The 25,693-nt window shown below is 39.5% G+C and carries 23 protein-coding genes, 1 rRNA gene and 1 riboswitch; of the genes, 21 read left to right on the top strand and 3 right to left on the bottom strand.

The features are described 5' to 3' along the window. The first annotated feature begins 134 nt into the window (after positions 1 to 134). The 14 genes from rrf (at position 135) to purD (ending at position 13,746) form a co-directional block, all read left to right on the top strand. Positions 135 to 250 (top strand): 5S ribosomal RNA (gene rrf, locus LAV82_RS23955). A 166-nt stretch (positions 251 to 416) separates the two neighbouring features. Next, positions 417 to 617, top strand: coding sequence for an NETI motif-containing protein (locus tag LAV82_RS23960; protein WP_057240125.1), 201 nt, complete (start codon positions 417 to 419; stop codon positions 615 to 617). Between the two features lie 84 nt (positions 618 to 701). Further along, positions 702 to 803: riboswitch (purine riboswitch) on the top strand. 128 nt (positions 804 to 931) lie between these two features. Beyond that, positions 932 to 1,420: a 5-(carboxyamino)imidazole ribonucleotide mutase gene (gene purE, locus LAV82_RS23965; protein WP_013055034.1), complete on the top strand. Its 489-nt coding sequence runs from the start codon at positions 932 to 934 to the stop codon at positions 1,418 to 1,420. Further along, positions 1,413 to 2,558 carry a 5-(carboxyamino)imidazole ribonucleotide synthase gene (gene purK, locus LAV82_RS23970; RefSeq protein ID WP_211078812.1) on the top strand — a complete coding sequence of 382 codons (1,146 nt, stop codon included), beginning with the start codon at positions 1,413 to 1,415 and terminating at the stop codon, positions 2,556 to 2,558. Before purE ends, purK begins: the two co-directional genes overlap by 8 nt. Beyond that, positions 2,555 to 3,847, top strand: a complete 1,293-nt coding sequence (gene purB / locus LAV82_RS23975) for an adenylosuccinate lyase (RefSeq protein WP_013055036.1) — start codon at positions 2,555 to 2,557, stop codon at positions 3,845 to 3,847. Before purK ends, purB begins: the two co-directional genes overlap by 4 nt. Before the next feature lie 74 nt (positions 3,848 to 3,921). Continuing rightward, positions 3,922 to 4,629, top strand: coding sequence for a phosphoribosylaminoimidazolesuccinocarboxamide synthase (gene purC, locus LAV82_RS23980; protein ID WP_013055037.1), 708 nt, complete (start codon positions 3,922 to 3,924; stop codon positions 4,627 to 4,629). Positions 4,630 to 4,636: 7 nt separating this feature from the next. Next, positions 4,637 to 4,888 carry a phosphoribosylformylglycinamidine synthase subunit PurS gene (gene purS, locus LAV82_RS23985; protein WP_013055038.1) on the top strand — a complete coding sequence of 84 codons (252 nt, stop codon included), beginning with the start codon at positions 4,637 to 4,639 and terminating at the stop codon, positions 4,886 to 4,888. Beyond that, on the top strand, positions 4,885 to 5,571 hold the full coding sequence (purQ, locus tag LAV82_RS23990; protein WP_013055039.1) for a phosphoribosylformylglycinamidine synthase subunit PurQ: 687 nt from the start codon (positions 4,885 to 4,887) through the stop codon (positions 5,569 to 5,571). Before purS ends, purQ begins: the two co-directional genes overlap by 4 nt. Continuing rightward, complete coding sequence (gene purL / locus LAV82_RS23995) at positions 5,555 to 7,786, top strand: phosphoribosylformylglycinamidine synthase subunit PurL (RefSeq protein WP_211078814.1); 2,232 nt, start codon at positions 5,555 to 5,557, stop codon at positions 7,784 to 7,786. The genes purQ and purL overlap by 17 nt, the downstream gene beginning before the upstream one ends. Next, entirely contained in the window at positions 7,762 to 9,177 is a 1,416-nt protein-coding gene (gene purF / locus LAV82_RS24000; RefSeq protein WP_013055041.1) for an amidophosphoribosyltransferase, read from the top strand. Before purL ends, purF begins: the two co-directional genes overlap by 25 nt. A gap of 26 nt (positions 9,178 to 9,203) precedes the next feature. Next, on the top strand, positions 9,204 to 10,241 hold the full coding sequence (purM, locus tag LAV82_RS24005; RefSeq protein ID WP_013055042.1) for a phosphoribosylformylglycinamidine cyclo-ligase: 1,038 nt from the start codon (positions 9,204 to 9,206) through the stop codon (positions 10,239 to 10,241). Then, positions 10,238 to 10,816: a phosphoribosylglycinamide formyltransferase gene (purN, locus tag LAV82_RS24010; RefSeq protein ID WP_013055043.1), complete on the top strand. Its 579-nt coding sequence runs from the start codon at positions 10,238 to 10,240 to the stop codon at positions 10,814 to 10,816. Before purM ends, purN begins: the two co-directional genes overlap by 4 nt. 103 nt (positions 10,817 to 10,919) lie before the next feature. Next, on the top strand, positions 10,920 to 12,458 hold the full coding sequence (gene purH / locus LAV82_RS24015; protein ID WP_211078815.1) for a bifunctional phosphoribosylaminoimidazolecarboxamide formyltransferase/IMP cyclohydrolase: 1,539 nt from the start codon (positions 10,920 to 10,922) through the stop codon (positions 12,456 to 12,458). 13 nt (positions 12,459 to 12,471) lie between these two features. Beyond that, the gene (gene purD, locus LAV82_RS24020; protein WP_098383201.1) at positions 12,472 to 13,746 is read left to right on the top strand and encodes a phosphoribosylamine--glycine ligase; all 1,275 of its coding nucleotides are present in this window, start codon (positions 12,472 to 12,474) and stop codon (positions 13,744 to 13,746) included. Between the two features lie 30 nt (positions 13,747 to 13,776). On the opposite strand, the gene LAV82_RS24025 is transcribed toward purD, so the two are convergent. Then, positions 13,777 to 14,034 carry a YgaP family membrane protein gene (locus LAV82_RS24025; RefSeq protein ID WP_016762773.1) on the bottom strand — a complete coding sequence of 86 codons (258 nt, stop codon included), beginning with the start codon at positions 14,032 to 14,034 and terminating at the stop codon, positions 13,777 to 13,779. Positions 14,035 to 14,136: 102 nt separating this feature from the next. On the opposite strand from LAV82_RS24025, the gene LAV82_RS24030 reads away from it, so the two are divergent. Together LAV82_RS24030 and LAV82_RS24035 are read left to right on the top strand one after the other, a co-directional pair. Further along, positions 14,137 to 15,885 (top strand): adenine deaminase C-terminal domain-containing protein, encoded by a 1,749-nt coding sequence (locus LAV82_RS24030; protein WP_029325693.1) that lies wholly within the window; start codon positions 14,137 to 14,139, stop codon positions 15,883 to 15,885. A 147-nt stretch (positions 15,886 to 16,032) separates the two neighbouring features. Continuing rightward, the gene (locus LAV82_RS24035) at positions 16,033 to 16,338 is read left to right on the top strand and encodes a YerC/YecD family TrpR-related protein (RefSeq protein ID WP_013055048.1); all 306 of its coding nucleotides are present in this window, start codon (positions 16,033 to 16,035) and stop codon (positions 16,336 to 16,338) included. Positions 16,339 to 16,375: 37 nt separating this feature from the next. On the opposite strand, the gene LAV82_RS24040 is transcribed toward LAV82_RS24035, so the two are convergent. Beyond that, positions 16,376 to 17,758 carry a glycine--tRNA ligase gene (locus LAV82_RS24040; RefSeq protein ID WP_013055049.1) on the bottom strand — a complete coding sequence of 461 codons (1,383 nt, stop codon included), beginning with the start codon at positions 17,756 to 17,758 and terminating at the stop codon, positions 16,376 to 16,378. Positions 17,759 to 18,271: 513 nt separating this feature from the next. On the opposite strand from LAV82_RS24040, the gene pcrB reads away from it, so the two are divergent. Genes pcrB through LAV82_RS24060 form a run of 4 tightly spaced genes read left to right on the top strand, consistent with a single transcriptional unit; the run spans position 18,272 to position 24,482 of the window. Then, positions 18,272 to 18,970 (top strand): heptaprenylglyceryl phosphate synthase, encoded by a 699-nt coding sequence (pcrB, locus tag LAV82_RS24045; RefSeq protein WP_211078816.1) that lies wholly within the window; start codon positions 18,272 to 18,274, stop codon positions 18,968 to 18,970. 28 nt (positions 18,971 to 18,998) lie between these two features. Then, positions 18,999 to 21,248 (top strand): DNA helicase PcrA, encoded by a 2,250-nt coding sequence (pcrA, locus tag LAV82_RS24050; RefSeq protein ID WP_078081421.1) that lies wholly within the window; start codon positions 18,999 to 19,001, stop codon positions 21,246 to 21,248. A gap of 20 nt (positions 21,249 to 21,268) precedes the next feature. Continuing rightward, entirely contained in the window at positions 21,269 to 23,275 is a 2,007-nt protein-coding gene (gene ligA, locus LAV82_RS24055) for an NAD-dependent DNA ligase LigA (RefSeq protein WP_211078818.1), read from the top strand. 13 nt (positions 23,276 to 23,288) lie between these two features. Beyond that, positions 23,289 to 24,482 (top strand): CamS family sex pheromone protein, encoded by a 1,194-nt coding sequence (locus LAV82_RS24060; RefSeq protein WP_013055053.1) that lies wholly within the window; start codon positions 23,289 to 23,291, stop codon positions 24,480 to 24,482. Positions 24,483 to 24,536: 54 nt separating this feature from the next. Here LAV82_RS24060 and LAV82_RS24065 read toward each other — a convergent pair whose 3' ends face one another. Then, positions 24,537 to 25,022 carry a DUF3920 family protein gene (locus tag LAV82_RS24065; protein WP_328255358.1) on the bottom strand — a complete coding sequence of 162 codons (486 nt, stop codon included), beginning with the start codon at positions 25,020 to 25,022 and terminating at the stop codon, positions 24,537 to 24,539. Positions 25,023 to 25,387: 365 nt separating this feature from the next. On the opposite strand from LAV82_RS24065, the gene gatC reads away from it, so the two are divergent. Next, positions 25,388 to 25,678: an Asp-tRNA(Asn)/Glu-tRNA(Gln) amidotransferase subunit GatC gene (gene gatC, locus LAV82_RS24070; protein WP_013055055.1), complete on the top strand. Its 291-nt coding sequence runs from the start codon at positions 25,388 to 25,390 to the stop codon at positions 25,676 to 25,678. Positions 25,679 to 25,693: the final 15 nt, after the last annotated feature.

The raw sequence follows: 25,693 nt of genomic DNA on the forward strand, positions 1-25,693 counted from the left end.
TTGATAGGTCAGAGGTGGAAGCGTGGCGACATGTGTAGCTGACTGATACTAATCGATCGAGGACTTAACCAAACTTTAAAAGCGTAAGCTTTACTCAGCAAACTGTTACCTAGTTTTGAGAGAACAATCTCTTGTCTGGTGGCGATAGCGAAGAGGTCACACCCGTTCCCATACCGAACACGGAAGTTAAGCTCTTTAGCGCCAATGGTAGTTGGGACTTTGTCCCTGTGAGAGTAGGACGTTGCCAGGCCAATAAAAAGACTAGTCATTCAATGACTAGTCTTTTTTGTTTCTAAAAATTACAGCGTGAATTTAACTTTTAAATTATGTTACACTATAGTGGATTCATTTAATTTTTTATTATAAAAGTTCTTTTTGACGTTGTAAGAAACTTCTTTCGAACTGGAGGCTGCATTTTGGGTAAGAAATCAAAAAAAGTACTATACGAATTACAGGAAAATGAAACAATCGCAAGTTGTTTAGATCGGATGAAAAAAGACGGGTATATGCCCGTTCGACGTATGGAAAAGCCTATCTTTGAAGAAAAAGAAATAAATGGTAAAAAAGAGTACGTTCCAGTAAGACAACAGATTGTTTTCGAGGGCAAAAGTCTCTAAATACGAACATTTTAATGATAAAAATAGTAAACATTCGATTTTTGGGTTGACTTTTTTCTGGTTTGGCTGTTATTATTAAGTTGTCAATTGAGATATCCGAAACCTCATATAATAGTGGGAATATGGCCCACGAGTTTCTACCCGATGACCGTAAATCATTGGACTATGAGGAGAGTACAATTACTAAATAGGTAAACAAGATTCCTTTTCAAAAGGAATGTTGATACATGAAACCTAGGGTAGTTGTGGCTTTCCTTTAGTGAGCCATAACGTACCCTAGGTTTTTTTATAACGTGAAAAAGGAGCTTTTATTCATGAATGTAAAAGTTGCTGTTGTAATGGGCAGTCAGTCAGACTGGAGCACTATGAAATATGCGTGTGACATTTTAGATGAATTAAATATTGAATATGAAAAGAAAGTTGTATCAGCACATCGAACGCCGGATTATATGTTTGAGTACGCTGAAACTGCTAAAGAACGAGGGATTAAAGTTATTATTGCTGGCGCTGGTGGCGCTGCTCACTTACCTGGTATGATTGCTGCAAAAACAATTTTACCTGTAATAGGTGTACCGGTTAAATCAAGTAACTTAAACGGTTTAGATTCACTTTTATCGATTGTTCAAATGCCAGGCGGCGTACCGGTAGCTACAGTAGCTATTGGAAAAGCTGGTTCTACGAACGCTGGCCTGCTAGCAGCACAAATCTTAGCAACACAGGATCCAACGTTAAGTGATCAACTTGAAAATCGTAGAGAGTCTATTAAATCATCCGTGTTAGAAAGTAGTGATCAACTTGTCTAATTTACTTATACCTCCTGGTAAAACAATTGGAATCGTAGGCGGTGGACAGCTAGGAAGAATGATTGCACTATCTGCTAAAGAAATGGGTTATTACATTGCAGTGCTTGAACCAACAGAAGATTCTCCTTGCGGACAAGTAGCAGATATTAAAGTCATTGGCAACTATGATGATAGAAAAGCGGTTGAACAGCTTGCTGAAGTGTCAGATGTCATCACCTATGAATTTGAAAACGTTGATGTTGAGATGATGAAATGGCTAGAAACAAAATGCTACGTGCCACAAGGCAGTCATTTACTAGCCGTTACACAAAATCGCCGTTTAGAAAAAGAAATGATTACAAAGCTTAATCTAGACGTTCCTGATTACGCAATCGTTACGACTGAAGAAGAACTTTTAAAAGCTGTCGAAACAATTGGTTATCCATGTGTCGTAAAAACTTGCCGAGGCGGATATGACGGTAAAGGGCAAGTTCTAGTGAAAAATGAGAATAATATTCGTGAAGCAGCTGATCTATTAGCACAGTCGGAATGCATTGTAGAACAGTGGATGAACTTAGATAAAGAAGTATCAGTTATTGTACACCGCAATGCAAAAGGCGAAACGGTATGTTTACCAGTAGCTGAGAACATTCATAAGCATCATATTTTGCACCAAACGATTGTTCCGGCACGTATTACAGCAGATCAAGAAGCGAAAGCTCTTCAATATGCGCAAGAAATAGCAAAAGGATTAGATTTAGTTGGTACATTAGCAGTTGAGATGTTCCTAACTGAAGAAGGTCAGCTTTATATAAATGAAATGGCACCTAGACCTCATAATTCAGGTCATTATTCAATCAATGCTTGTGATCTTTCTCAATTTCAGCAGCATGTAAGAGCCATTTGTAACTGGACCCTAGCACAGCCGACTTTATTAAAACCTGCTGTTATGGTTAATCTATTAGGGGAACATATTGAGAATACAATGGCAAAAATCGAATGTTTAGATGATATGCACTTGCATTTGTACGGAAAAAAAGTTGCAAAAGAGAAGAGAAAAATGGGACATATCACGGTATTAGCTGATAAGATAGATGAGGCGATAGAAAAAGCCGAATCTCTAGGAATTTGGGAAAGAACGGAGGAAGTAACAACATGATTGAACGTTATACAAGACCAGAAATGGCAGCTATTTGGACAGAAGAAAATAAATTTAAAGCTTGGTTAGAAGTTGAAATTCTAGCTTGCGAAGCATGGTCAGAATTAGGACATATTCCGAAAGAAGATGTGAAGTTAATTCGTCAAAATGCATCTTTTGATATTAACCGCATCAATGAAATTGAACTAGAAACGCGTCATGACGTAGTAGCTTTCACTCGTGCAGTATCTGAAACGCTTGGTGAAGAGCGCAAGTGGGTACACTACGGTTTGACTTCAACTGACGTAGTTGATACAGCTCTATCTTATTTATTAAAGCAAGCTAATGAAATCTTGCTAAGTGACGTAGAGCGCTTTGTAGAAGTACTAAAGGAAAAAGCTCAAGAACATAAGTATACGGTTATGATGGGACGTACGCACGGTGTACACGCTGAGCCAACGACATTTGGTTTGAAAATGGGATTATGGTACGAAGAAATGAAGCGTAACCTAGAGCGTTTAAAACGTGCAGCAGCTGAAGTGGAATTCGGTAAAATGTCAGGAGCAGTTGGAACGTTCGCTAACATCGATCCTTTCGTTGAAAAATACGTATGTGAGAAGTTAGGAATTTCACCAGCACCAATCTCTACGCAAACATTACAGCGTGACCGCCATGCACACTATATGTCAGTACTAGCGTTAATTGCGACATCTATTGAGAAATTTGCAGTAGAAGTTCGCGGTCTTCAAAAGAGTGAAACACGTGAGGTTGAAGAGTACTTTGCAAAAGGTCAAAAAGGTTCATCTGCAATGCCTCATAAACGTAATCCAATCGGTTCTGAGAACGTAACGGGACTTGCTCGCTTGATTCGCGGCTATATGGTTACAGCTTATGATAATGTACCGCTTTGGCATGAGCGTGACATCTCTCATTCATCGGCAGAGCGTGTCATCTTACCTGATGCAACGATTGCTTTAAATTACATGTTAAATCGTTTTGCAAACATTGTTAAAAACTTAACAGTATTCCCTGACAACATGAAGCGCAACATGGATCGTACACTAGGATTAATTTACTCACAGCGTGTACTGTTAACACTAATCAATAAAGGCATGGTACGCGAAGAAGCATACGACTTAGTACAGCCAAAAGCAATGGAAGCATGGGAAACGCAAGTTCCTTTCCGTTCTTTAATTGAAGGCGAAGAACGCATTACTCGCCACTTATCACCAGAAGAGATTGAAGATTGTTTCGATCATAAGCACCATTTAAAAAATGTAGATATGATTTTTGAACGTTTAGGTCTTTAATAAAACAGGCAAGGCACGTCCTTGCCTTTATCTAAGAAAGTGTATCTGAATATTCTGTATGTAGAGGTGACAGCATGGAAAAGCAAGAGTTACTTTATGAAGGAAAAGCGAAAAAGATTTACGCTACTGATGAGCAAGATGTATTGTGGGTTGCTTATAAAAATGAAGCTACAGCATTCAACGGTCAGAAAAAAGCGGAGATTAGCGGAAAAGCACAGTTGAACAATCAAATTAGTAGTTTACTATTTTCAATGTTACATGAGCAAGGGATTACAACTCACTTTGTGAAGCAGCTTTCAGATCATGAACAAGCGGTTAAGAAAGTAGAAATTGTCCCGCTTGAAGTTGTTGTACGAAATGCTACAGCAGGAAGCCTTGCGAAGCGAATTGGCGTAGAAGAAGGTATTCGTTTTGAACAGCCAATCGTTGAACTTTACTACAAAGATGATGCGCTTGGTGATCCATTAATTCTTGCAGAACATGCGATTTTCCTTAAAGCTGCAACTCAAGAAGAGATTGATAGTTTAAAGGCACAAGCACTTCAAATTAACGAAATATTATCGAAATTTTTCAAAGATAAAGATATTTTCTTAGTGGATTTTAAATTAGAATTCGGCCGTACTTCTCAAGGCGACATTATTTTAGCGGATGAAATTTCACCTGACACTTGCCGCTTCTGGGATGTTCATACGAACGAAAAATTAGATAAAGATGTATTCCGCAGAGATTTAGGCGGTTTAACAGAAGCATACGAAAAAATCTTACAGCGAATCGGAGGATAACCCAACCATGTATAAAGTAAAAGTATTTGTCACATTAAGAGAAAGTGTATTAGACCCTCAAGGAGTAGCCGTTAAAAATTCATTGCACCGTATGTCTTATGAAGAAGTAGAAGAAGTACGCATCGGTAAATTTTTAGAGCTAACAATCGACAGCACAGATTCATTAGATGAACGCGTAAAAGAAATGTGTGAAAAGCTTTTAGTTAATACAGTAATTGAAGATTACCGTTACGAGGTTGAGGAGGTTGTCGTACAGTGAAATTTGCTGTAATTGTTTTTCCAGGATCAAACTGTGACGTCGATATGTATCATGCTATCAAAGATGAGCTTGGTGAAGAAGTAGATTACGTTTGGCACGATACAGAATCATTAGATCAATATGATGGTATCTTGCTTCCAGGTGGTTTCTCATATGGAGATTACCTTCGTTCAGGTGCTATCGCTCGCTTCTCAAATGTAATGGACGCTGTAAAAAAAGCAGCAAGCCAAGGAAAGCCAGTACTAGGTGTATGTAATGGATTCCAAATTTTATTAGAAGCAGGATTACTGCCAGGTGCTATGCGCCGTAATGAAAACTTAAAATTCATCTGTAAAACAGTGAATTTGAAAGTAGCTAATAACGAAACAATGTTTACAAATGCTTATGGCAAAGATGAAGTAATTGCTATTCCAGTGGCACACGGTGAAGGCAACTACTATTGTGATGAACACACGTTACAAAAATTGATTGAAAACAACCAGATTCTTTTCCAATACGCAGGTGATAATCCAAACGGAAGTCTTCAAGATATTGCAGGGATTACGAACGAAACAGGCAACGTATTAGGAATGATGCCTCACCCAGAAAGAGCGGTAAGCGATCTTTTAGGAAGCGCGGACGGACTTAAATTATTTCAATCAATCGTAAAGCAGTGGAGGGAACAAAATGTCGTTACTTCTTGAACCAAATGTAGAGCAAATTAAAGAACAAAAGTTATATCGAGACATGGGATTAACAGACGAAGAGTTTGCGAATGTAGAGCAACTGCTTGGTCGTACTCCTAATTATACAGAAACAGGCTTATTCTCTGTTATGTGGTCAGAGCACTGCAGTTATAAAAACTCTAAGCCTGTACTGAAAAAATTCCCTATCACGGGTGAAAAAGTATTACAAGGTCCTGGTGAAGGAGCTGGTATCGTTGATATTGGTGACAACCAAGCCGTTGTATTTAAAATCGAAAGTCATAACCATCCATCAGCGATTGAACCTTATCAAGGAGCAGCAACTGGTGTAGGTGGTATCATTCGTGACGTCTTTTCAATGGGAGCAAGACCGATTGCACTTTTAAACTCTTTGCGTTTTGGTGAATTAACTTCTCCAAAGGTTCGTCATTTGTTTGAGGAAGTAGTAGCGGGAATCGCAGGTTACGGTAACTGTGTAGGAATCCCAACAGTAGGCGGAGAAATTCAGTTTGAAGCTTCATATGAAGGAAATCCGCTTGTTAACGCTATGTGTGTGGGTTTAATTAATCACGAAGACATTCAAAAAGGTCAAGCTAAAGGCGTTGGCAACACGGTTATGTACGTAGGAGCAAAAACGGGCCGCGACGGTATTCATGGGGCAACATTCGCTTCTGAAGAACTATCTGATCAGTCAGATGAAAAGCGTCCTGCTGTACAAGTAGGAGATCCATTTATGGAAAAACTTCTTCTTGAAGCTTGCTTAGAACTTATCAAGTGTGACGCTTTAGTCGGTATTCAAGATATGGGTGCTGCGGGCTTAACAAGTTCTTCAGCAGAGATGGCAAGTAAAGCAGGTTCTGGTATTGAAATGAACCTTGATCTTGTACCTCAGCGTGAAACAGGTATGACACCATATGAAATGATGCTTTCAGAATCTCAAGAGCGCATGCTCATCGTTGTTGAAAAAGGCCGTGAAAATGAAATCGTAGAAATCGTAGAAAAATACGGATTAGAAGCTGTTTCAGTTGGTCACGTAACCGACGATAAGCGCCTTCGTTTAACTCATAACGGAGAAGTAGTCGCAGATGTTCCTGTAGATGCATTAGCAGAAGATGCACCGGTGTACCACAAGCCATCTCAAGAACCAGCATACTATCGTGAGTTCCAAGAGCAATCAGCATATGCTCCTACTGTTGAAAATCACAGTGATATGTTAGTAACACTTTTAAAACAGCCTACTATTGCAAACAAAGAGTGGGTTTACAACCAATATGACTATCAAGTACGTACAAACACAGTTGTATCTCCTGGATCTGACGCGGCGGTTGTTCGTGTACGTGATACAAATAAAGCATTAGCGATGACAACAGACTGTAACTCTCGCTATTTATACCTAGACCCAGAAGTAGGCGGCCGTATTGCAGTAGCAGAAGCTGCTCGTAACCTTGTATGTTCAGGTGCACAGCCTCTTGCAATTACAGACTGCTTAAACTTCGGTAACCCTGAAAAACCAGAAATCTTCTGGCAAATTGAAAAAGCAACAGACGGTATGAGCGACGCTTGCCGTGAGCTATCGACTCCGGTTATCGGCGGTAACGTATCTCTTTACAATGAAACAAAAGGTGAAGCAATTTACCCAACTCCTGTTATCGGAATGGTTGGTTTGATTGACGATATCAACCATATTACAACTCAATATGCGAAGCAAAAAGATGACTTAATCTATGTTATTGGTAAAGCTGAAGCAGAATTCGCAGGTACTGAGCTTCAAAAAGTACTAGAAAACGGTACGGTATTTGGGCATTCACCTAAATTAGATTTAGCAGTTGAAAAAACACGTCAAGATCAGCTTCTTCAAGCAATTCGTGAAGGTGCAGTTCAATCTGCTCACGATATTGCAGAAGGAGGATTCGCGGTAGCCCTAGCTGAAAAAGTGATGAACGGCAGCGGATTAGGTGTGGACGTAACCGTAGACGGCGAAGCAACAGCAGAGCTATTCAGTGAAACACAATCACGTTTTATCGTAACGGTTTCTCCAGAGAATAAAGAAAAATTCGAAATGCTTGTACAAGATGTAACATTAGTAGGACGCGTAACAGAAGACGCAACATTAACTGTTAAACATCAAGAAAATGTTCTTGTTCAATTATCAGTTAAAGAATTAACTACTGCTTGGAAAGGAGCGCTTCCATGCTTGCTGAAATCAAAGGCTTAAACGAAGAATGTGGCGTATTCGGTGTATGGGGACATGAAAATGCAAGCCAGATTGCTTATTACGGTTTGCATAGCTTGCAGCACCGCGGACAAGAAGGCGCTGGTATTGCTGTAACAGACGGAGAAAAAGTGACAGTAATGAAAGGCGTCGGTCTTGTTAACGAAGTATTTGGCCACGGAGAGTTAGAGCAACTAAACGGTAAAGCAGCAATTGGACACGTTCGTTATGCAACAGCTGGAGGCGGAGGGTTTGAAAATGTTCAACCCCTTCACTTCCGCTCTCATAGCGGAAGCCTTGCGTTAGCTCATAATGGAAACTTGGTTAATGCAAATGCATTAAAGCATCAGCTGGAAAACCAAGGGAGTATTTTTCAATCAACATCGGATACAGAAGTACTGGCCCACTTAATTAAACGAAGCGGCTATGAAGATATGAAAGATAAAGTAAAAAATGCTTTATCAATGGTTAAAGGCGCATACGCATTCGTTATCTTAACAGAAGATACGATGATGGTTGCACTTGACCCTCACGGATTGCGTCCGCTATCAATTGGACGATTAGGTGATGCTTATGTAGTAGCTTCTGAAACATGTGCATTTGATATTGTTGGAGCAGTTCATGAGCGTGATGTAGAGCCGGGTGAATTACTCATTATTAACGATGAAGGTATTCAATCAGAACGTTTCACATTAAACGTAAACCGCGCAATTTGCAGTATGGAATATATTTATTTCTCAAGACCAGATAGTAATATTGATGGAATCAATGTCCACTCTGCACGTAAAAATTTGGGGAAACAACTTGCAGTTGAGTCACCAATTGAAGCAGACGTTGTAACAGGCGTTCCAGATTCAAGTATTTCAGCAGCGATCGGTTTTGCAGAACAGTCAGGTATCCCATACGAATTAGGTTTAATTAAGAATCGATACGTAGGCCGTACATTCATTCAGCCTTCACAGGAACTGCGTGAACAAGGTGTAAAAATGAAGCTGTCTCCAGTACGTAAAATTGTAGAGGGTAAACGTGTTGTTATGGTAGATGATTCTATCGTTCGCGGCACAACAAGCCGTCGCATTGTTCGTATGCTTCGAGAAGCAGGAGCAACTGAAGTACATGTACGCATCAGTTCACCACCTATTAAAAATCCATGTTTTTATGGAATTGACACGTCGTCATCTTCTGAGCTAATTGCTGCTACGCGCTCTGTTGAAGAAATTCGTGAATTAATTGAAGCTGATTCACTTGTTTTCTTAAGCAACGAAGGATTAGTAGATGCAATCGGCAGACAGTATGAAGGCAACGGCGGACAGTGTATGGCATGTTTCACTGGAAAGTATCCAACTGAAATTTATCCAGATACTGTACACCCTCATGAAAAGGTAACTTGTTAGTTTTAACGTAAAAAAGGAGTGACAACATGTCATATTCATATAAACAAGCTGGAGTTGACTTAGAAGCAGGATATGAAGCTGTTTCACGTATTAAAAAGCACGTAGAACGAACTGCTCGTGCAGGTATTATGGGAACAGTCGGCGGCTTTGGCGGAATGTTCGATTTATCTACATTGAATTTAAAAGAACCTGTTCTTGTTTCTGGTACAGATGGAGTAGGAACAAAATTGAAGCTTGCTTTTCAAATGGATAAGCATGACACAATTGGTGTGGATGCAGTTGCCATGTGTGTAAACGACGTGTTAGCACAAGGAGCAGAGCCTCTTTACTTCTTAGATTATATTGCTTGCGGGAAAGCAGTTCCTGAAAAAATTGAATCGATTGTAAAAGGAATTGCAGACGGCTGTGAACAATCCAACTGTGCGTTAATTGGCGGAGAAACAGCTGAAATGCCAGGTTTGTACGAAGAAGATGAATATGATCTTGCTGGGTTTACAGTAGGAGCAGTAGAAAAGTCAGAAATTATTACTGGAGATGAGATTGAAGCTGGTCAGCTGTTAATCGGTATTTCATCTAGCGGTATTCACAGCAACGGCTACTCTCTTGTACGTAAAATTGTTGATGATCAAGGATTAAATCTTCACGAAACTTACTCTGGTTTTAATGAAAAGCTTGGAGTGGAGTTATTAACACCAACAAAAATATACGTGAAGCCGGTCCTAAAAGCATTACATGCAGCTAAGATTGCAGGTATGGCTCATATTACTGGAGGCGGATTTGTTGAAAATATCCCTCGTATGCTTCCTGAAGGTTTAGGTGTAGAAATCGATTACGGTTCTTGGCCAATTCCATACGTGTTTGATTTCCTTGAAGAGCAAGGCAAGCTGGACCGTAAAGAAATGTTTGAAGTATTCAACATGGGAATCGGATTTGTTTTAGCTGTTGAACCTGAAGATATGAATAAAGTCATTGAAGCAATTGAAAACGAAGGCGAAAAAGCATTTGTTATCGGACGTGTAAAAGAAGGAACAGGTGTTGAATTTGCTGGAGGGACGTTTGCATGATAAATATTGCAGTGTTTGCTTCTGGAAACGGCAGTAACTTTCAATCCATCTACGAAGCAACTCAGTCAGGTCGATTAAAAGCAAATATTGCGCTTGTTGTTTGTAATAAACCGGATGCATACGTAATTGAACGAGCAAAAGCATGTGGAATACCATGCTTTGTTTGTTCGCCTAAAAACTATGAAAATAAAGAAGCGTACGAGGAAGCAATTCTTGCAGAGCTTACATCAGCTAAAGTAGAATTTCTTGTTTTAGCAGGATATATGCGATTAGTTGGTTCGACGTTGCTTAAACCATACAAAAATCGTATTGTTAATATTCATCCGTCGCTTTTACCTGCATTTCCTGGGATTGATGCTATTGGTCAGGCTTTTGATGCAGGAGTAAAAGTGATTGGAATTACCGTGCATTTTGTAGATGAAGGAATGGATACAGGACCAATTATTGATCAGCAGGCTATTCGCATTGAAAAAGGCGATACAAGAGAAACAGTTGAGGCCCATATTCATGAAATTGAACATCAATTTTATCCCGCGGTACTAAATGAATTATTTGAACAAGCCGCAGTTAAATAAATAGGATGTAACCTTGTCAAAAAAGTTTTAATCCTTTACTATGGTAGAGTAGTAGTGAAAGAAAGATTTTAAATGAGAGATCGGATCAGGAGGAGTTTACAAAATGACAGCAAAACGCGCACTTATTAGCGTATCTGATAAAGAAGGTATTGTTTCATTTGCACAAGAATTAAAGGACTTAGGAGTAGAAATTATTTCAACTGGCGGTACAAAGCGTACTCTAGAAGAAAACGGTATTGACGTTATCGGAATTTCTGAAGTAACTGATTTCCCAGAAATTTTAGACGGCCGTTTAAAAACATTGCATCCTAACGTTCACGGTGCTTTATTAGCGTTACGCGATAATGAAGAGCATCAAGCACAAATGAAAGAGCATAATATCTCGCCAATCGACTTTGTAGTTGTAAACTTATATCCATTTAAAAAGACAATTGAAAAAGAGGATGTAACGCTTGCTGAAGCGATTGAGAATATTGACATCGGTGGACCTACAATGCTTCGTTCAGCTGCGAAAAACTATCGTTCTGTCTCAGTTGTAGTAGATCCAAGCGATTACGCAACCGTAGTAGAAGAGTTAAAAGCTGATGGCAATGTTTCATTTGAAACCAATCAACGATTAGCAGCAAAAGTATTCCGTCATACGGCAGCTTATGATGCATTAATCGCTGAATACTTAACAAACATTACAGGTGAAACAACTCCTGAGAAATTAACAGTAACGTATGAGCGTGTTCAAGGCTTACGATACGGAGAAAATCCTCACCAACAAGCTTCTTTCTATAAAAAGCCGTTAACACAAAAAGGTTCTATTGCAACAGCTACGCAGCTGCATGGAAAAGAGTTATCATACAATAATATCAACGATGCAAATGCAGCTCTTCAAATCGTAAAAGAATTCAAAGAGCCGGCTATCGTAGCGATCAAACATATGAATCCTTGCGGTGTAGGTGTGGGTGAAACAATTGCTCAAGCTTATCAAAAAGCATACGAAGCGGATCCTACATCTATCTTTGGCGGTATCGTAGCAGCTAACCGTCCTATCGACCGTGAAACGGCTATTCACTTAAAAGAAATTTTCTTAGAAATCATCATTGCTCCTGCGTTCGATCAAGAAGCATTAGATGTATTAACAGCTAAGAAAAACCTTCGTTTACTAACGATAGAGCTTGATGAAAAAGCAGAAAAAGAAGCTTTCTTAACATCTGTAAAAGGCGGCGTGCTTGTTCAGGATGAAGATGTGTTCGGATTTGATGATGCAACGATTACTGTTCCAACGAAACGCGAGCCAACAGAAAAAGAGTGGGCAGATTTAAAATTAGCATGGAAAGTTGTTAAAAATGTTAAGTCTAATGCTATTGTACTTGCAAAAGATGACATGACAATCGGCGTAGGGGCTGGTCAAATGAATCGCGTAGGCGCTGCGAAAATTGCGATTGAACAAGCTGGTGAAAAAGCACAAGGTTCAGCTTTAGGTTCAGATGCGTTCTTCCCAATGGGGGATACAGTAGAAGCAGCAGCTAAAGCAGGAATCACAGCTATTATTCAGCCAGGCGGATCAATTCGTGATGAAGAGTCAATTGCAAAAGCAGATGAATACGGCATTGCAATGGTATTTACAGGCGTAAGACATTTTAAACATTAATGAGGTGAAGAACGTGAATGTTTTAGTTATTGGAAAAGGCGGAAGAGAGCATACAATTGCATGGAAAGCTTCAAAAAGTCCACTTGTTAACGAAGTGTTTGTAGCACCAGGAAATCCGGGCATGAGAGATGTGGCAACGATTGTACCAATCGATGAAAGCAGCCAAGAAGAGCTTGTGCTATTTGCAAAAGAAAACAAGATTGGATTAACAATTGTTGGACCAGAAAATCCGCTAATTGAAGGCATTGTTGATCGATTTGAACAAGAAGGTCTTCCAGTCTTTGGACCGCGCAAACAAGCAGCGATGATTGAAGGAAGCAAAAGCTTTGCAAAAGAGCTCATGAAAAAGTATGATATTCCAACCGCAGCGTATGAAACATTTACGTCCTACGAGGAAGCAAAAGCATATGTGGAAAAGCAAGGCGCTCCAATTGTTATTAAAGCAGACGGCTTAGCGGCTGGTAAAGGTGTAACTGTTGCTTTAACAGTGGAAGAAGCTGTAGATACATTACGTGATTTTCTAGTTGACCAAAAATTTAAAGAAGCAAGTGCAAAAGTAGTTGTAGAAGAATTTTTGGATGGTGAAGAATTTTCATTAATGGCATTTGTACGCGGTACAAATGTATATCCAATGGTAATTGCACAAGATCATAAGCGTGCTTTTGACGGCGATCAAGGTCCGAATACAGGAGGCATGGGAGCTTACTCTCCTGTTCCGCAAATCAGTGATGCAGAAGTACAAGAGGCTGTAGAAAACATCTTACTTCCAATGGCTAAAGGATTAGCTGAAGAAGGCTGTGAGTATACAGGAATTCTATATGCTGGTCTGATTCAAACACAAAAAGGACCAAAAGTTATTGAATTTAATGCGCGTTTTGGAGATCCTGAAACACAGGTTGTACTGCCGCGTATGAAAAGCGATTTAGTCGATGTGCTTCTTCGCATTTTGAAAGAAGAAAAAGTAGAAATTGAATGGGATGATGAAGCGGCTATCGGAATCGTATTAGCAGCAGCAGGCTACCCAGAAGATTATCAAAAGGGTGCGCCAATTAACGGATTGGATGGGATTAGTGAAGACGCGCTTGTTTTCCACGCTGGTACAGCTTTAGAAAACGACACATACGTTTCAAACGGCGGCCGTGTTCTATTAGTAGGTGCTAAAGGAGCAACTCTTCAAGAAGCGCAGCAAGAAGTATACAAACAAATGGCTCATATCGATTTAGAAAAAGGCTTTTTCTACCGCAAAGACATCGGCCATCGTGCATTAACAAAAGCAGCTTTAAAATAAAAAAGGAGAGCTTAGGCTCTCCTTTTTACCTTACGAAGGATTATACGTTTCTTCATTTCCATTTGGATGGTGTTCATGTTCATCGTGTTTTTGACATGAATCATAAGCGTACGTAAGGGGGCAAAAACGTGTGATGCCTTCTGCCACTTTTAAAGCTCCCATTAACCCTAGGAAGATGTATGAATCTTTGTACGGTCTGCGAGATAAACGAGATGTTGTCCAAGAAAGAAGGGTAAAGCCCAGTGTAAGTCGAATTAATGCGTTAACAATGCCGATATTTGGTTTCATGTTTTATCACCTTTATTCATAAAATTAATAACAGTTTCTGAATGCGTTTACATCAAGGATGTGTTACGATAAAAATACATAGTAAATTAGGGGGAATTTAGCATGCCGGAACAAAGATACCGCTGGAAAAGCAAACATATTAGACAGCAGCTCTTAGTATTAAACGGTCAAAAAGCACCAACTATTGTCTTAAAAGATGCAACATATTTGAACGCTCGAATGAAGCAGTGGAAAAAAGCACATATTTGGGTTTACCAAGATCGTATTGTATACGTTGGCTCACAGATGCCTAAGCACACAGACGCTTCTACAGAGATTATAGACTGCAGTGAGAAATATGTGGTTCCTGGGTATATTGAGCCGCATGTTCACCCGTTTCAGTTATATAATCCCCAGACCTTTTCCCAATATGCAGCCAAGCACGGAACAACGACTTTATTTAATGATAATTTAATTCTCGCTTTACAGCTTGAACAAAAAACGGCATTTTCATTGATTGAAGAAATGAAAACGTTACCACAATCGCTGTACTGGTGGTGCAGATTTGATTCGCAGACGGAAATTGATGAAGAGGCTGACATCTTCTCACATACGAACATTACTTCTTGGCTACAAAATGAAGCTGTCTTACAAGGAGGCGAACTGACAAGTTGGCCGAAGCTTTTAGACGGGGATGATTTAATGCTTCACTGGGTTCAAGAGACAAAAAGGATGAGAAAGCATATTGAAGGACATTTCCCGGGGGCATCAGCATTTACCTTGGCAAAAATGAAATTACTAGGGGCAGACAGCGATCATGAGTCTATGACAGGGGAAGATGTTGTTGCTCGGTTAACGCAAGGCTATGACGTTGCTTTGCGCCACTCTTCAATTCGGCCAGATTTGCCAAAATTGCTACAGGAGTTAAAAGAGCTGCAGGTAGATTATTTTGACCATATTACGATGAATACAGACGGTTCTCCGCCTTCTTTTTACCAAAATGGCGTGTCAGATATGTTAATTACATTAGCTATTTCAGAAGGGGTTCCCGTGTTAGATGCTTATAATATGGTGTCTGTAAATATTGCTCGCTATTATAACATGGAACATTTGCACGGGCATGTAGCAACAGGCTGTGTGGCTAATATTAATATTTTAGAAGATCCTATGCGGCCTACTCCGGTCTCTGTACTAGCAAAAGGAAAGTGGATGAAAAAAGAAGGCAAAGAACAAGCATTAGCCTCAGTAGAATTTCCTTGGGGAAAGTTTGGTTTTTCACCGCTAGAGTTGGACTTTGATTTAACGATGGACGATTTTCAATTTTCCATGCCAGTAGGCGTAAAAATGAAAAATGCTGTTATTATGGAGCCGTATTCAATTCACTTGAATGTGAGCGGAGATGTATTAGCCTCTGATCATGATGAAAGTTTTTTAGTGCTGGTGGACCGAGAAGGCAAGTGGCGGATCAATACGCTGTTAAAAGGATTTGCGACAAATGTATCGGGACTGGCGAGTTCATTTTCAAATACAGGTGATTTTATTTTAATTGGAAAATCGAAAAAAGATATGATGTGTGCATTTAAACGTATGAAAGAAATTGGAGGCGGTATTGTCATTACCGAAGATGAGAAAGTAGTATACGAACTGGATCTTCCGTTAAAAGGAGTCATGTCGAATCTGCCGATGGAGGAGTTAAGTAAACGAGAGGTAGAACTCAAGAAAGTGCTGGGTGAGCGAGGATACAAACACGATGATCCTGTCTATTCACTGCTGTTCTTTTCGTCTACACATTTGCCTTATATTCGTATCACGCCAGTAGGAATTTATGATGTTATGAATAAAAAAGTACTTTTTCCGTCTATAATGCGTTAAAATATAAAAGTATCAAAGGAATTTGAAATTTGTATGAAATTGGCTGTCTTCATACAGAATGAATGTATGTGCAAATAAATATAGAAACTGTATTTTATAGATAGAAACAACCAGTAAAGAAAGCCAATGATAAAGGAGTTCGATACGATGCAAATCAACAAACTACGAGGAAAAGAATTAGATCAGCTATTTCAAGCGATTTTATCATTAGAAAACATTGAAGAATGCTATCAATTTTTTGATGACCTATGTACAGTTAATGAAATTCAATCATTAGCACAGCGCTTAGAAGTGGCAAGAATGCTAAGAGAAGGAAACACGTACCATAAAATTGAGACGGAAACTGGAGCAAGCACAGCAACTATTTCCCGTGTTAAACGCTGCTTGAATTATGGAAGCGATGCGTATCAAATGGTGTTAGAACGCCTTCAAGAAGATTCAAATCAAAAGTAAAGCGTATGGCTGAAGCAGCCATACGCTTATTTTTTAATTAAAATTGAGTTGCTTCTTCAATGATATTTTTAAGGTCGCTAATTGCTACACGTTTTTGTTCCATTGTGTCGCGGTTACGGATTGTTACTTGATTGTCTTCTAATGAATCGAAGTCGAATGTAATACAGAACGGCGTACCGATTTCATCATGGCGACGGTAACGTTTCCCGATTGAACCAGCATCATCATAGTCAATCATAAAGTATTTTGCTAAATCTTCAAAGACAGCGCGAGCTTCGTTAGAAAGCTTTTTAGAAAGTGGCAATACAGCAGCTTTAAATGGTGCTAAAGCAGGGTGAAGCTGCATAACTGTACGAGAAGAGCCATCTTCTAACGTTTCTTCTTCATATGCATCAATCATATAAGCTAATGTTACACGGTCAGCGCCTAAAGAAGGCTCGATGCAGTAAGGTACATAGCGTTCGTTTGTTTCTTGATCAACATATTGGAAGTCTTCTCCAGAGTGTTCCATATGCTGCTTTAAGTCATAGTCTGTACGAGAAGCTACGCCCCATAGTTCGCCCCAGCCGAATGGGAACTTGTATTCAAAGTCCGTTGTTGCATTACTGTAGTGAGAAAGTTCATCATCATCATGGTCGCGAAGACGAACGTTTTCTTCTTTCATACCAAGAGAAAGAAGCCATTTGTTACATGTTTCTTTCCAGTAGTTAAACCACTCTAATTCAGTGCCTGGTTTACAGAAGAATTCAAGTTCCATTTGTTCAAATTCACGCGTACGGAATGTGAAGTTACCAGGTGTAATTTCGTTACGGAAGCTTTTACCCACTTGGCCGATACCGAACGGAAGCTTTTTACGCATTGAGCGCTGAACGTTTTTAAAGTTTACGAAAATACCTTGAGCTGTTTCAGGACGAAGGTAAATTTCATTTGTTGATGTTTCAGTTACACCTTGGTGCGTTTTGAACATTAAGTTAAATTGACGAATTTCAGTGAAGTTAGCTGAACCACACTCAGGACATGTAATTTCATGTTCTTTAATTAAGTCAGCCATTGCATCAAATGAAAGGCCGTCTACGATCATTTCAATGCCTTTTTCTTGAAGTTTTTCTTCAATTAATTTATCGGCACGATGACGAGCTTTACAATCCTTACAGTCGATCATTGGGTCATTAAAGTTTCCTAAGTGACCAGAAGCTTCCCATGTTTTTGGGTTCATCAAAATCGCAGCGTCTAAACCAACGTTGTATGGAGATTCTTGAATGAATTTTTTCCACCATGCTTTTTTAATATTGTTTTTTAATTCTACGCCAAGCGGGCCGTAATCCCATGTATTTGCAAGACCGCCGTAAATTTCAGATCCTTGAAATACAAAGCCGCGGTGTTTAGCGTGAGATACGATTTGATCCATTGTTTTTGACATTCTAATTCCTCCTGTAAATGGTAGTGATTCAAGCGAAACAAAAAGAGCGGGTACAAAAAAACTCTCGTCCCTGGGCATATCAACAATATGCCCAGGGACGAGAGTTTTTCCCGCGGTTCCACCCTGGTTGATACAAAATGTATCCACCTTCGTCTGTATATACTCCAGATTGCCTTTTCCTTAAACCATTCTCTAGGCTCCCACCGTCCCTAGTTCGCTTTGTGAAGAGGATTTAAGTACTATTGATCCTTCAGCGTAATATCATATGAATTTTAGTAGCTATATATTAGCATATCCTATGCAGAGAAACAATAACCTTGTGCAAAATGGGCTTTTTTTGTGATGTTTTCTTCCGGAATTTGAGGATAAAACCATATCTTTTATACATATTTTTTGAAAACAAAAAACGTAATGAAAAGTTCGGTTTTCCTTTCATTTCACCCTCTTAGTTTTGTTATAATGAACAAATGGACGAGCGCGAACTTTTAAGTGTAAAGAAATGGAGGAACATATATGTATGATATTAAAGAGTGGAGACATGTCTTTAAATTAGATCCTAATAAAGAGATTTCAGATGCAGATTTAGAAAAAATTTGCGAATCCGGCACGGATGCGGTTCTTGTCGGAGGATCTGACGGAGTGACTCTAGACAATGTACTGCAGCTGTTAATGCGGATTCGCCGCTATACGGTGCCGTGTGCGCTTGAAGTATCAACAATTGACTCTGTCACACCTGGGTTTGATTCTTATTTTATTCCGACCGTTTTAAACAGCAAGGATCCAAAGTGGATTGTTGATTTACATCACGGGGCGATGAAGGAATACGGAGAGATCATGGACTGGGATGAAATTTTTGTAGAAGGATACTGCGTACTTAACCCCGAAGCAAAAGTAGCTGCGCTAACGGAAGCGAAAACAGATTTGAACACAGAAGACGTTGTAGCGTATGCTCGTATGGCTGAACGCATGTTTCATTTGCCCGTTTTCTATCTAGAATACAGCGGAACGTATGGAGAGCCTGAATTAGTGGCAGAAGTTAAAAATTCGCTAAATGAGACGAAGTTATTTTACGGCGGAGGTATTGAGACAAAAGAGCAAGCGAGTGAGATGGGAGAGCTAGCCGATACGGTTATTGTAGGAAATGTTATTTATACAAATTTAGCGGAAGCGTTAAAAACTGTAAAAGCAGTAAAAAAGAATATTGCACAGTGAAAAATAAATAAAGTAGAATAGAGAATATATGTTCGATATAGGCGGTGAAAACGTGAATTTTTTAAGTGAAAAATTATTAACAGGATTAAACCCTCAGCAGCAAGAGGCAGTTAAAACAACAGACGGACCACTATTACTTATGGCCGGTGCAGGAAGTGGAAAAACACGTGTATTAACGCATCGAATTGCGTTTTTAATGGCAGAAAAAGAAGTTGCACCTTGGAATATTTTAGCCATTACTTTTACAAACAAAGCAGCTCGTGAGATGAGAGAGCGTGTGGCAAGTATCGTTGGCGGAGTAGCGGAAGATATTTGGATTTCAACTTTCCACTCGATGTGCGTACGTATTTTACGAAGAGATATTGATCGTATTGGCTTTAATCGAAACTTTACAATTTTAGATTCAACGGATCAGCTGTCCGTTATTAAAAACATTTTAAAAGATCAAAACATCGATCCGAAAAAATTCGATCCGCGCTCGTTATTAGGAAGCATCAGTTCAGCTAAAAATGAGCTGAAAGTAGCGGAAGAATTTGATAAAACAGCAGCGGGACCATATGAAGAAGTTGTAAGCAAAGTCTACAAAGAGTATGAAAAGCGTTTAAAGAAAAACCAAGCGCTCGATTTTGATGATTTGATTATGACAACGATTCAGCTATTTAAACGAGTTCCTGAAGTGTTAACTTACTATCAGCGCAAGTTTCAATATATTCATGTGGACGAGTATCAAGATACAAACCATGCACAGTATATGCTGGTTCGCTTGCTAGCTGCAAGATTTGAAAATGTATGCGTAGTAGGGGATTCAGATCAGTCTATTTACCGCTGGCGCGGGGCTGACATTACAAATATCTTGTCATTTGAAAAAGATTACCCAAAAGCCAAAACCATTTTGCTTGAACAAAATTATCGTTCAACTAAAACGATTTTGGCTGCAGCAAACGGTGTCATTGCAAACAATATGAATCGTAAAGTGAAAAACTTATGGACGGAAAACGATGAAGGCCAGAAGATTTATCATTACCAAGCAATGAGTGAGCATGATGAGGCACAGTTTGTAGCACGTAAAATTAAAGAAGCAGTAGACAGCGGAAAGCGTAAATACAGTGATTTTGCCATTTTGTATCGTACAAATGCACAGTCTCGTGTGATGGAGGAAGTGCTGTTAAAATCCAATATTAATTATACAATTGTCGGCGGCATTAAGTTCTACGACCGCAAAGAGATTAAAGATTTACTTGCGTACTTGCGCTTAATTGCCAACCAAGATGATGACATTAGCTTAGCTCGTATTGTAAACGTTCCAAAGCGCGGAGTTGGAGCTACTTCAGTCGATAAAGTGGCCAATTACGGAAACGTTCATGACATTTCTATTTTCAAAGCGCTGGATGAAGTAGAATTAATGGGGTTAACAGGCAAAGCAACAAAAGCCCTTCGTGATTTCCAATCGATGATTTCGAATTTAGCTCAAATGCAAGACTATATGTCTGTTACAGAGCTTGTGGAACAAGTATTAGAAAGAACGGGATACCGTGAAGCGCTTAAAGTGGAAAAAACAATTGAAGCACAAAGCCGCTTAGAGAATATTGATGAGTTTTTATCTGTCACAAAAACGTTTGAAGAAGCAAGTGAAGATAAAAGCTTAGTAGCATTTTTAACCGATTTAGCACTTGTTGCTGATATCGATAAGCTTGACGACGAGGAAGAAGAAGAGAACGAACAAGTGATTCTGATGACGCTTCACTCGGCAAAAGGTCTAGAGTTCCCGGTTGTTTTTCTAATGGGTATGGAAGAAGGCGTATTCCCTCATAGCCGATCATTATTCGAAGATAATGAAATGGAAGAGGAACGACGCTTAGCCTACGTAGGGATTACACGTGCTGAACAAGAATTGTATTTATTAAATGCTCAAATGCGCACACTATTTGGTAAAACAAACGTTAATCCAAAGTCGCGCTTCATTGGAGAAATCCCAAGCGAGCTTGTGGAATCTTTAAATGAAGCAATGCGCAAACCTGCTGCTGGTCGTTCAGGGGCTTCAGCTTCGCCGTTTGCAGCGCGCCGACAAGCGGCCGTGGCAAAAACGAAGCTTGTGTCAACAGGCAGTGAATCAATTGGATGGAGCGTTGGAGATAAGGCCGAGCATAAAAAATGGGGAATTGGTACAGTTGTAAGTGTAAAAGGAGAAGGAGATTCAAAAGAATTAGACATTGCTTTTCCTAGTCCTACAGGTGTAAAAAGACTGCTTGCTAAATTTGCCCCGGTTACGAAAGTGTAATCGTGAAAAGGAGCTAGAATATGGAGTTTGAGACAGCAAAATCACGCGTTCAAGAATTACGTGACTTATTAAATCAATATGGCTATGAATATTATGTGTTAGATCAGCCATCTGTTCCAGATGCAGAATACGATAAGTTAATGAATGAGTTAATTGAGATAGAAGAATCATTTACAGAATTAAAAACAGCTGACTCACCTACTCAGCGCATCGGCGGCCAAGTGCTCGATGCGTTTGAGAAGGTTCAGCATCAAACGTCTATGCTAAGTTTAGGAAATGCATTTAATGAAGAAGACCTTCGGGATTTTGATCGCCGAGTGCGCCAAGCCGTTGGAGATGAGTTTTCTTATGTATGCGAACTTAAAATTGACGGCCTAGCTGTATCTCTTCGCTATGAAGATGGATACTTAGTACTGGGGGCTACGCGCGGAGACGGTACGACGGGTGAAAATATTACTGAAAACTTAAAAACAATTCGCTCTATTCCACTGCGAATTAAAGAACCGTTATCAATGGAAGTTCGCGGAGAAGCATTTATGCCGAGAAAATCATTCGAAGCACTTAATGAAGCAAAAATGGAAAGGGATGAAGTTCCGTTTGCTAACCCGCGTAACGCAGCTGCAGGCTCACTGCGTCAGCTAGATCCTAAAATTGCGGCAAAACGTAATTTAGATATCTTTGTATATGCCATGACTGATACAGGAGAATTAGAAATCGACTCTCACAGCGAAAGTTTGAATTTGCTCGATGAGCTTGGTTTTAAAACAAATAGAGAAAGACAGACGTGTGAAACCATTGATGATGTGATTGGTTACATCGAAAGCTGGCAAACGCAACGTCCAGAACTATCTTATGATATTGATGGCATTGTTGTAAAAGTAGATTCATTTGATCAGCAGGCTGAGCTTGGAACAACGGCCAAAAGTCCACGCTGGGCTATTGCTTATAAGTTTCCTGCTGAAGAAGTTGTAACCAAGCTTGTAAATATTGAGCTGACGGTAGGCCGGACAGGGGTCATTACGCCAACAGCTATTTTGGAGCCGGTTCAAGTAGCAGGTACGACGGTACAGCGTGCGTCTCTTCACAATGAAGATTTGATTCGTGAAAAAGACATTCGCATCGGAGATTATGTCGTAGTGAAAAAAGCAGGAGATATTATTCCTGAAGTAGTGAATGTGATTGAGGAGAAGCGAACGGGAGAAGAGCAAGAGTTTACGATGCCTACTCACTGCCCGGAATGTGAAAGTGAACTGGTGCGTTTAGAAGGAGAAGTTGCGCTTCGCTGCATTAATCCAAGCTGTCCTGCTCAAATTCGTGAAGGACTTATTCATTTCGTGTCCCGCAATGCGATGAACATTGATGGACTTGGTGAAAAAGTTATATCGCAATTATTTCGCGAACAGTTAATTAAAGATGTAGCGGATATTTATACGCTGACAAAACAGCAGTTAATCGAGCTTGAGCGCATGGGTGAGAAATCTGCTGATAATTTGATTGCGGCCATCGAAGCATCGAAAGAAAATTCGCTTGAGCGTTTGCTTTTTGGTTTGGGAATTCGCCATGTCGGAGCAAAAGCTGCAAAGACGTTAGCTCAGCACTTTGAAACCATAGACAAGTTAACAAAAGCAACGTATGATGAATTAGTGGCAATTAATGAAATTGGTGCCAAAATGGCTGATGCTATTGTCGCTTACTTTACACAAGAAGAGGTTCAAGAACTTATACATGAATTAAAAGAGTATGGAGTAAACCTTACATACAAAGGACCCAAGCTTGTAAGTGTAGAAAATGTAGATTCTGTTTTTGCTGGTAAAACCGTTGTATTAACAGGTAAGCTTGAACAGCTATCTCGCAATGAGGCAAAAGCACAAATTGAAGCACTTGGCGGTAAAGTCACAGGAAGCGTAAGTAAAAAGACAGACCTTGTTGTGGCAGGGGAAGAGGCTGGTTCCAAACTGACAAAAGCTAACGAGCTTGAAATTGAAGTATGGGATGAGGCAAGGCTACTTACGGAATTAAATAAATAAGAGGTGTGTGTAGTTGAAAAAGATATTGTTACTTTCTCTTGCGGTCATGCTTGTAACTTCAGCGTGTGCACCGAATCTTTCGGACGATAAAGAGACTGTTCAACAAACCAACAACAAGAAAGAAAAAGCAGTTATTCCGAAGTATAGTATTTCAGATGATTATTACCGAACAATTCTTCCATTTAAAGCGGGAGTGGCAAGAGGCTTAGTAGCAGCAAACTTAAACAACCGCTTGGATGCGCAAGAATTTGAAACAGGTTTAATGCGCTTATCGACAGATAGCTATTCTCCGAAAAAATATGTGTATCAAGAAGGCCAGTACCTTGATAAAGATACTATTCGCTCATGGTTAAGCCGTAAGCTGAGCGATAAACAGTTTAAAGATCTTCAAAGCAAAACAAAAGATGCTACGGCGAAAAAGAAACTTAAGAATAATGGATTAAACCCAATTGATACAGAAAAAGGCGATTTGAAAACTCGTAACGAAACAAGTCCAATGTACTTAGCGAACATTACTGAGCAAGATTACCTTATCCAAGACGGAGACGACAAGGTAAAACTTGGAGGCGTCACAATTGGCCTGGCGATGAATTCTGTTCATTATTATACAGAAGAAAATGGTTATGCTCGTGAAAAACAACTAACTGATAAAAATATTGAAGAGCAAGGCAAAAAGATGGCCGATGAAATTGTGCAGCGGATGCGTAATATCAAGGGCTTAGAAAACGTTCCAATTCGAGTAGCGTTATTTAAACAAAGTGCTAAGGCTTCTTTAACGCCAGGTAACTTTATGGCTGTCGGAAATGCAGGTTCAAATGATACGGCCGTTGGCAGCTGGGATGATTTAGACGAGAAATATTATTTATTCCCATCATCAGATGCAACAAAAGATCACCGAGATGATGCGATGAAATTTGATGAGTTCAAAGCGCAAATCGAAGACTACTTCCCGAACTTTACAAGCGTAGTAGGGAAAGGGTATTACAAAGATGGACAGCTTCAAAAAATGACGATTGATATTCCCGTCCAATTTTACGGAAAAGGTGAAATTGTAGGATTTACTCAGTACGTTGCTGGTTTAATGCTTGATCATTTCCCTTCATATATGGAAACGAGTATCTCTATTAACTCAGTAAGCGGACCTGAAGCTCTCATTGTTAGAAAAGCAGATGAGGACAAGCCGTTCGTTCATATTTACGAAGAGTAAGCAAAAAAGACACTGCTCAAGCAGTGTCTTTTTCTAATTCTATGAAATTGCCTCCTATGAAGGAATGGCGTAAGAATTTTGTCTTGTAAACTTAGCAAGATAATAAGCAGCAAATGCAAATGCATCTTGTTCAGTTGTCCGCTCTTCATACGGGCGCTTTTTATCCAGCTCAAATTCTTTCTGATAATAAGGGATGTGATCTTGAATATAGTGGCGCAGCTCGTGAAAGATCGTTTCAATAAGCGGAAGATAGTCATCAAATTTAAAAATAAATATAATGCCGACTTCTCGCCAGTAAACGCCTGATGCAAACTGCAGGTATTCTGCTTCTTCTTCTCCAAGAGCAGAGACAATTTTATTGGCTTCGCATGAATCACAAAAAATTATAGGAATATGAAAGGCTTTATTTAAACAAGCAAAAACATCTTTTTGCAAGGTGGACAAATCCCACTTGAATTCTTCATCTAATACAAACCATCTTCCGCTTTGCTGATACACAGGGCGCTGGTGGATGACTGACTGTATAAGTATTTTATTCAATTTTTATAGCACCTCTTTTACGGTAAAGTAGTTATTCGTTTTCTTTACTTTCCCAAAGACTAGTGAAATTAAAACATGGTGGTGTGTTCATCTGAAGCATGTTTCTCTTTCTATCTATCTTTTCTAAAAAGAAGGTTATTTTATACCTATGCAAGAGAGAAATATTTTATGACGAAGGAAAAGTATGGAATGTTGTTTGAATGAAATGGATTTGGTATAAAATAGAAGTGATAAATGTAAGCCCTGTCTTGCCTGGCAGGGTTTTTAATATTTTAGGAACTAGTCTCAGAAATGTTGCCTGTTGCTAGTGAAGTTTGGTATTATCAGTATATTGTAGTGGGACGAATATTCGGAGGTGAAGGAACATGTCAAGAATTTCTGTTGATCAAGTAAAACACGTTGCAAACTTAGCGAGACTTGCGGTGACGGATGACGAAGCAGAACTATTTACAAAACAATTAGATGCTATTATTACATATGCAGAACAATTAGATGAGTTAGATACTACAAATGTAAAACCAACTTCTCACGTATTGGATATGAAAAACGTAATGCGTGAAGATAAGCCAGCTAAAGGTTTACCAATTGAAGACGTAGTAAAAAATGCGCCAGACCACAAGGATGGCTACATTCGAGTACCAACTATTTTAGAATAAGGAAGGAGGCTTTAC

Origin of the sequence: Bacillus sp. ILBB4, from assembly GCF_035064545.1 — a bacterium.
Classification (GTDB): Bacteria; Bacillota; Bacilli; order Bacillales; family Bacillaceae_H; genus Priestia.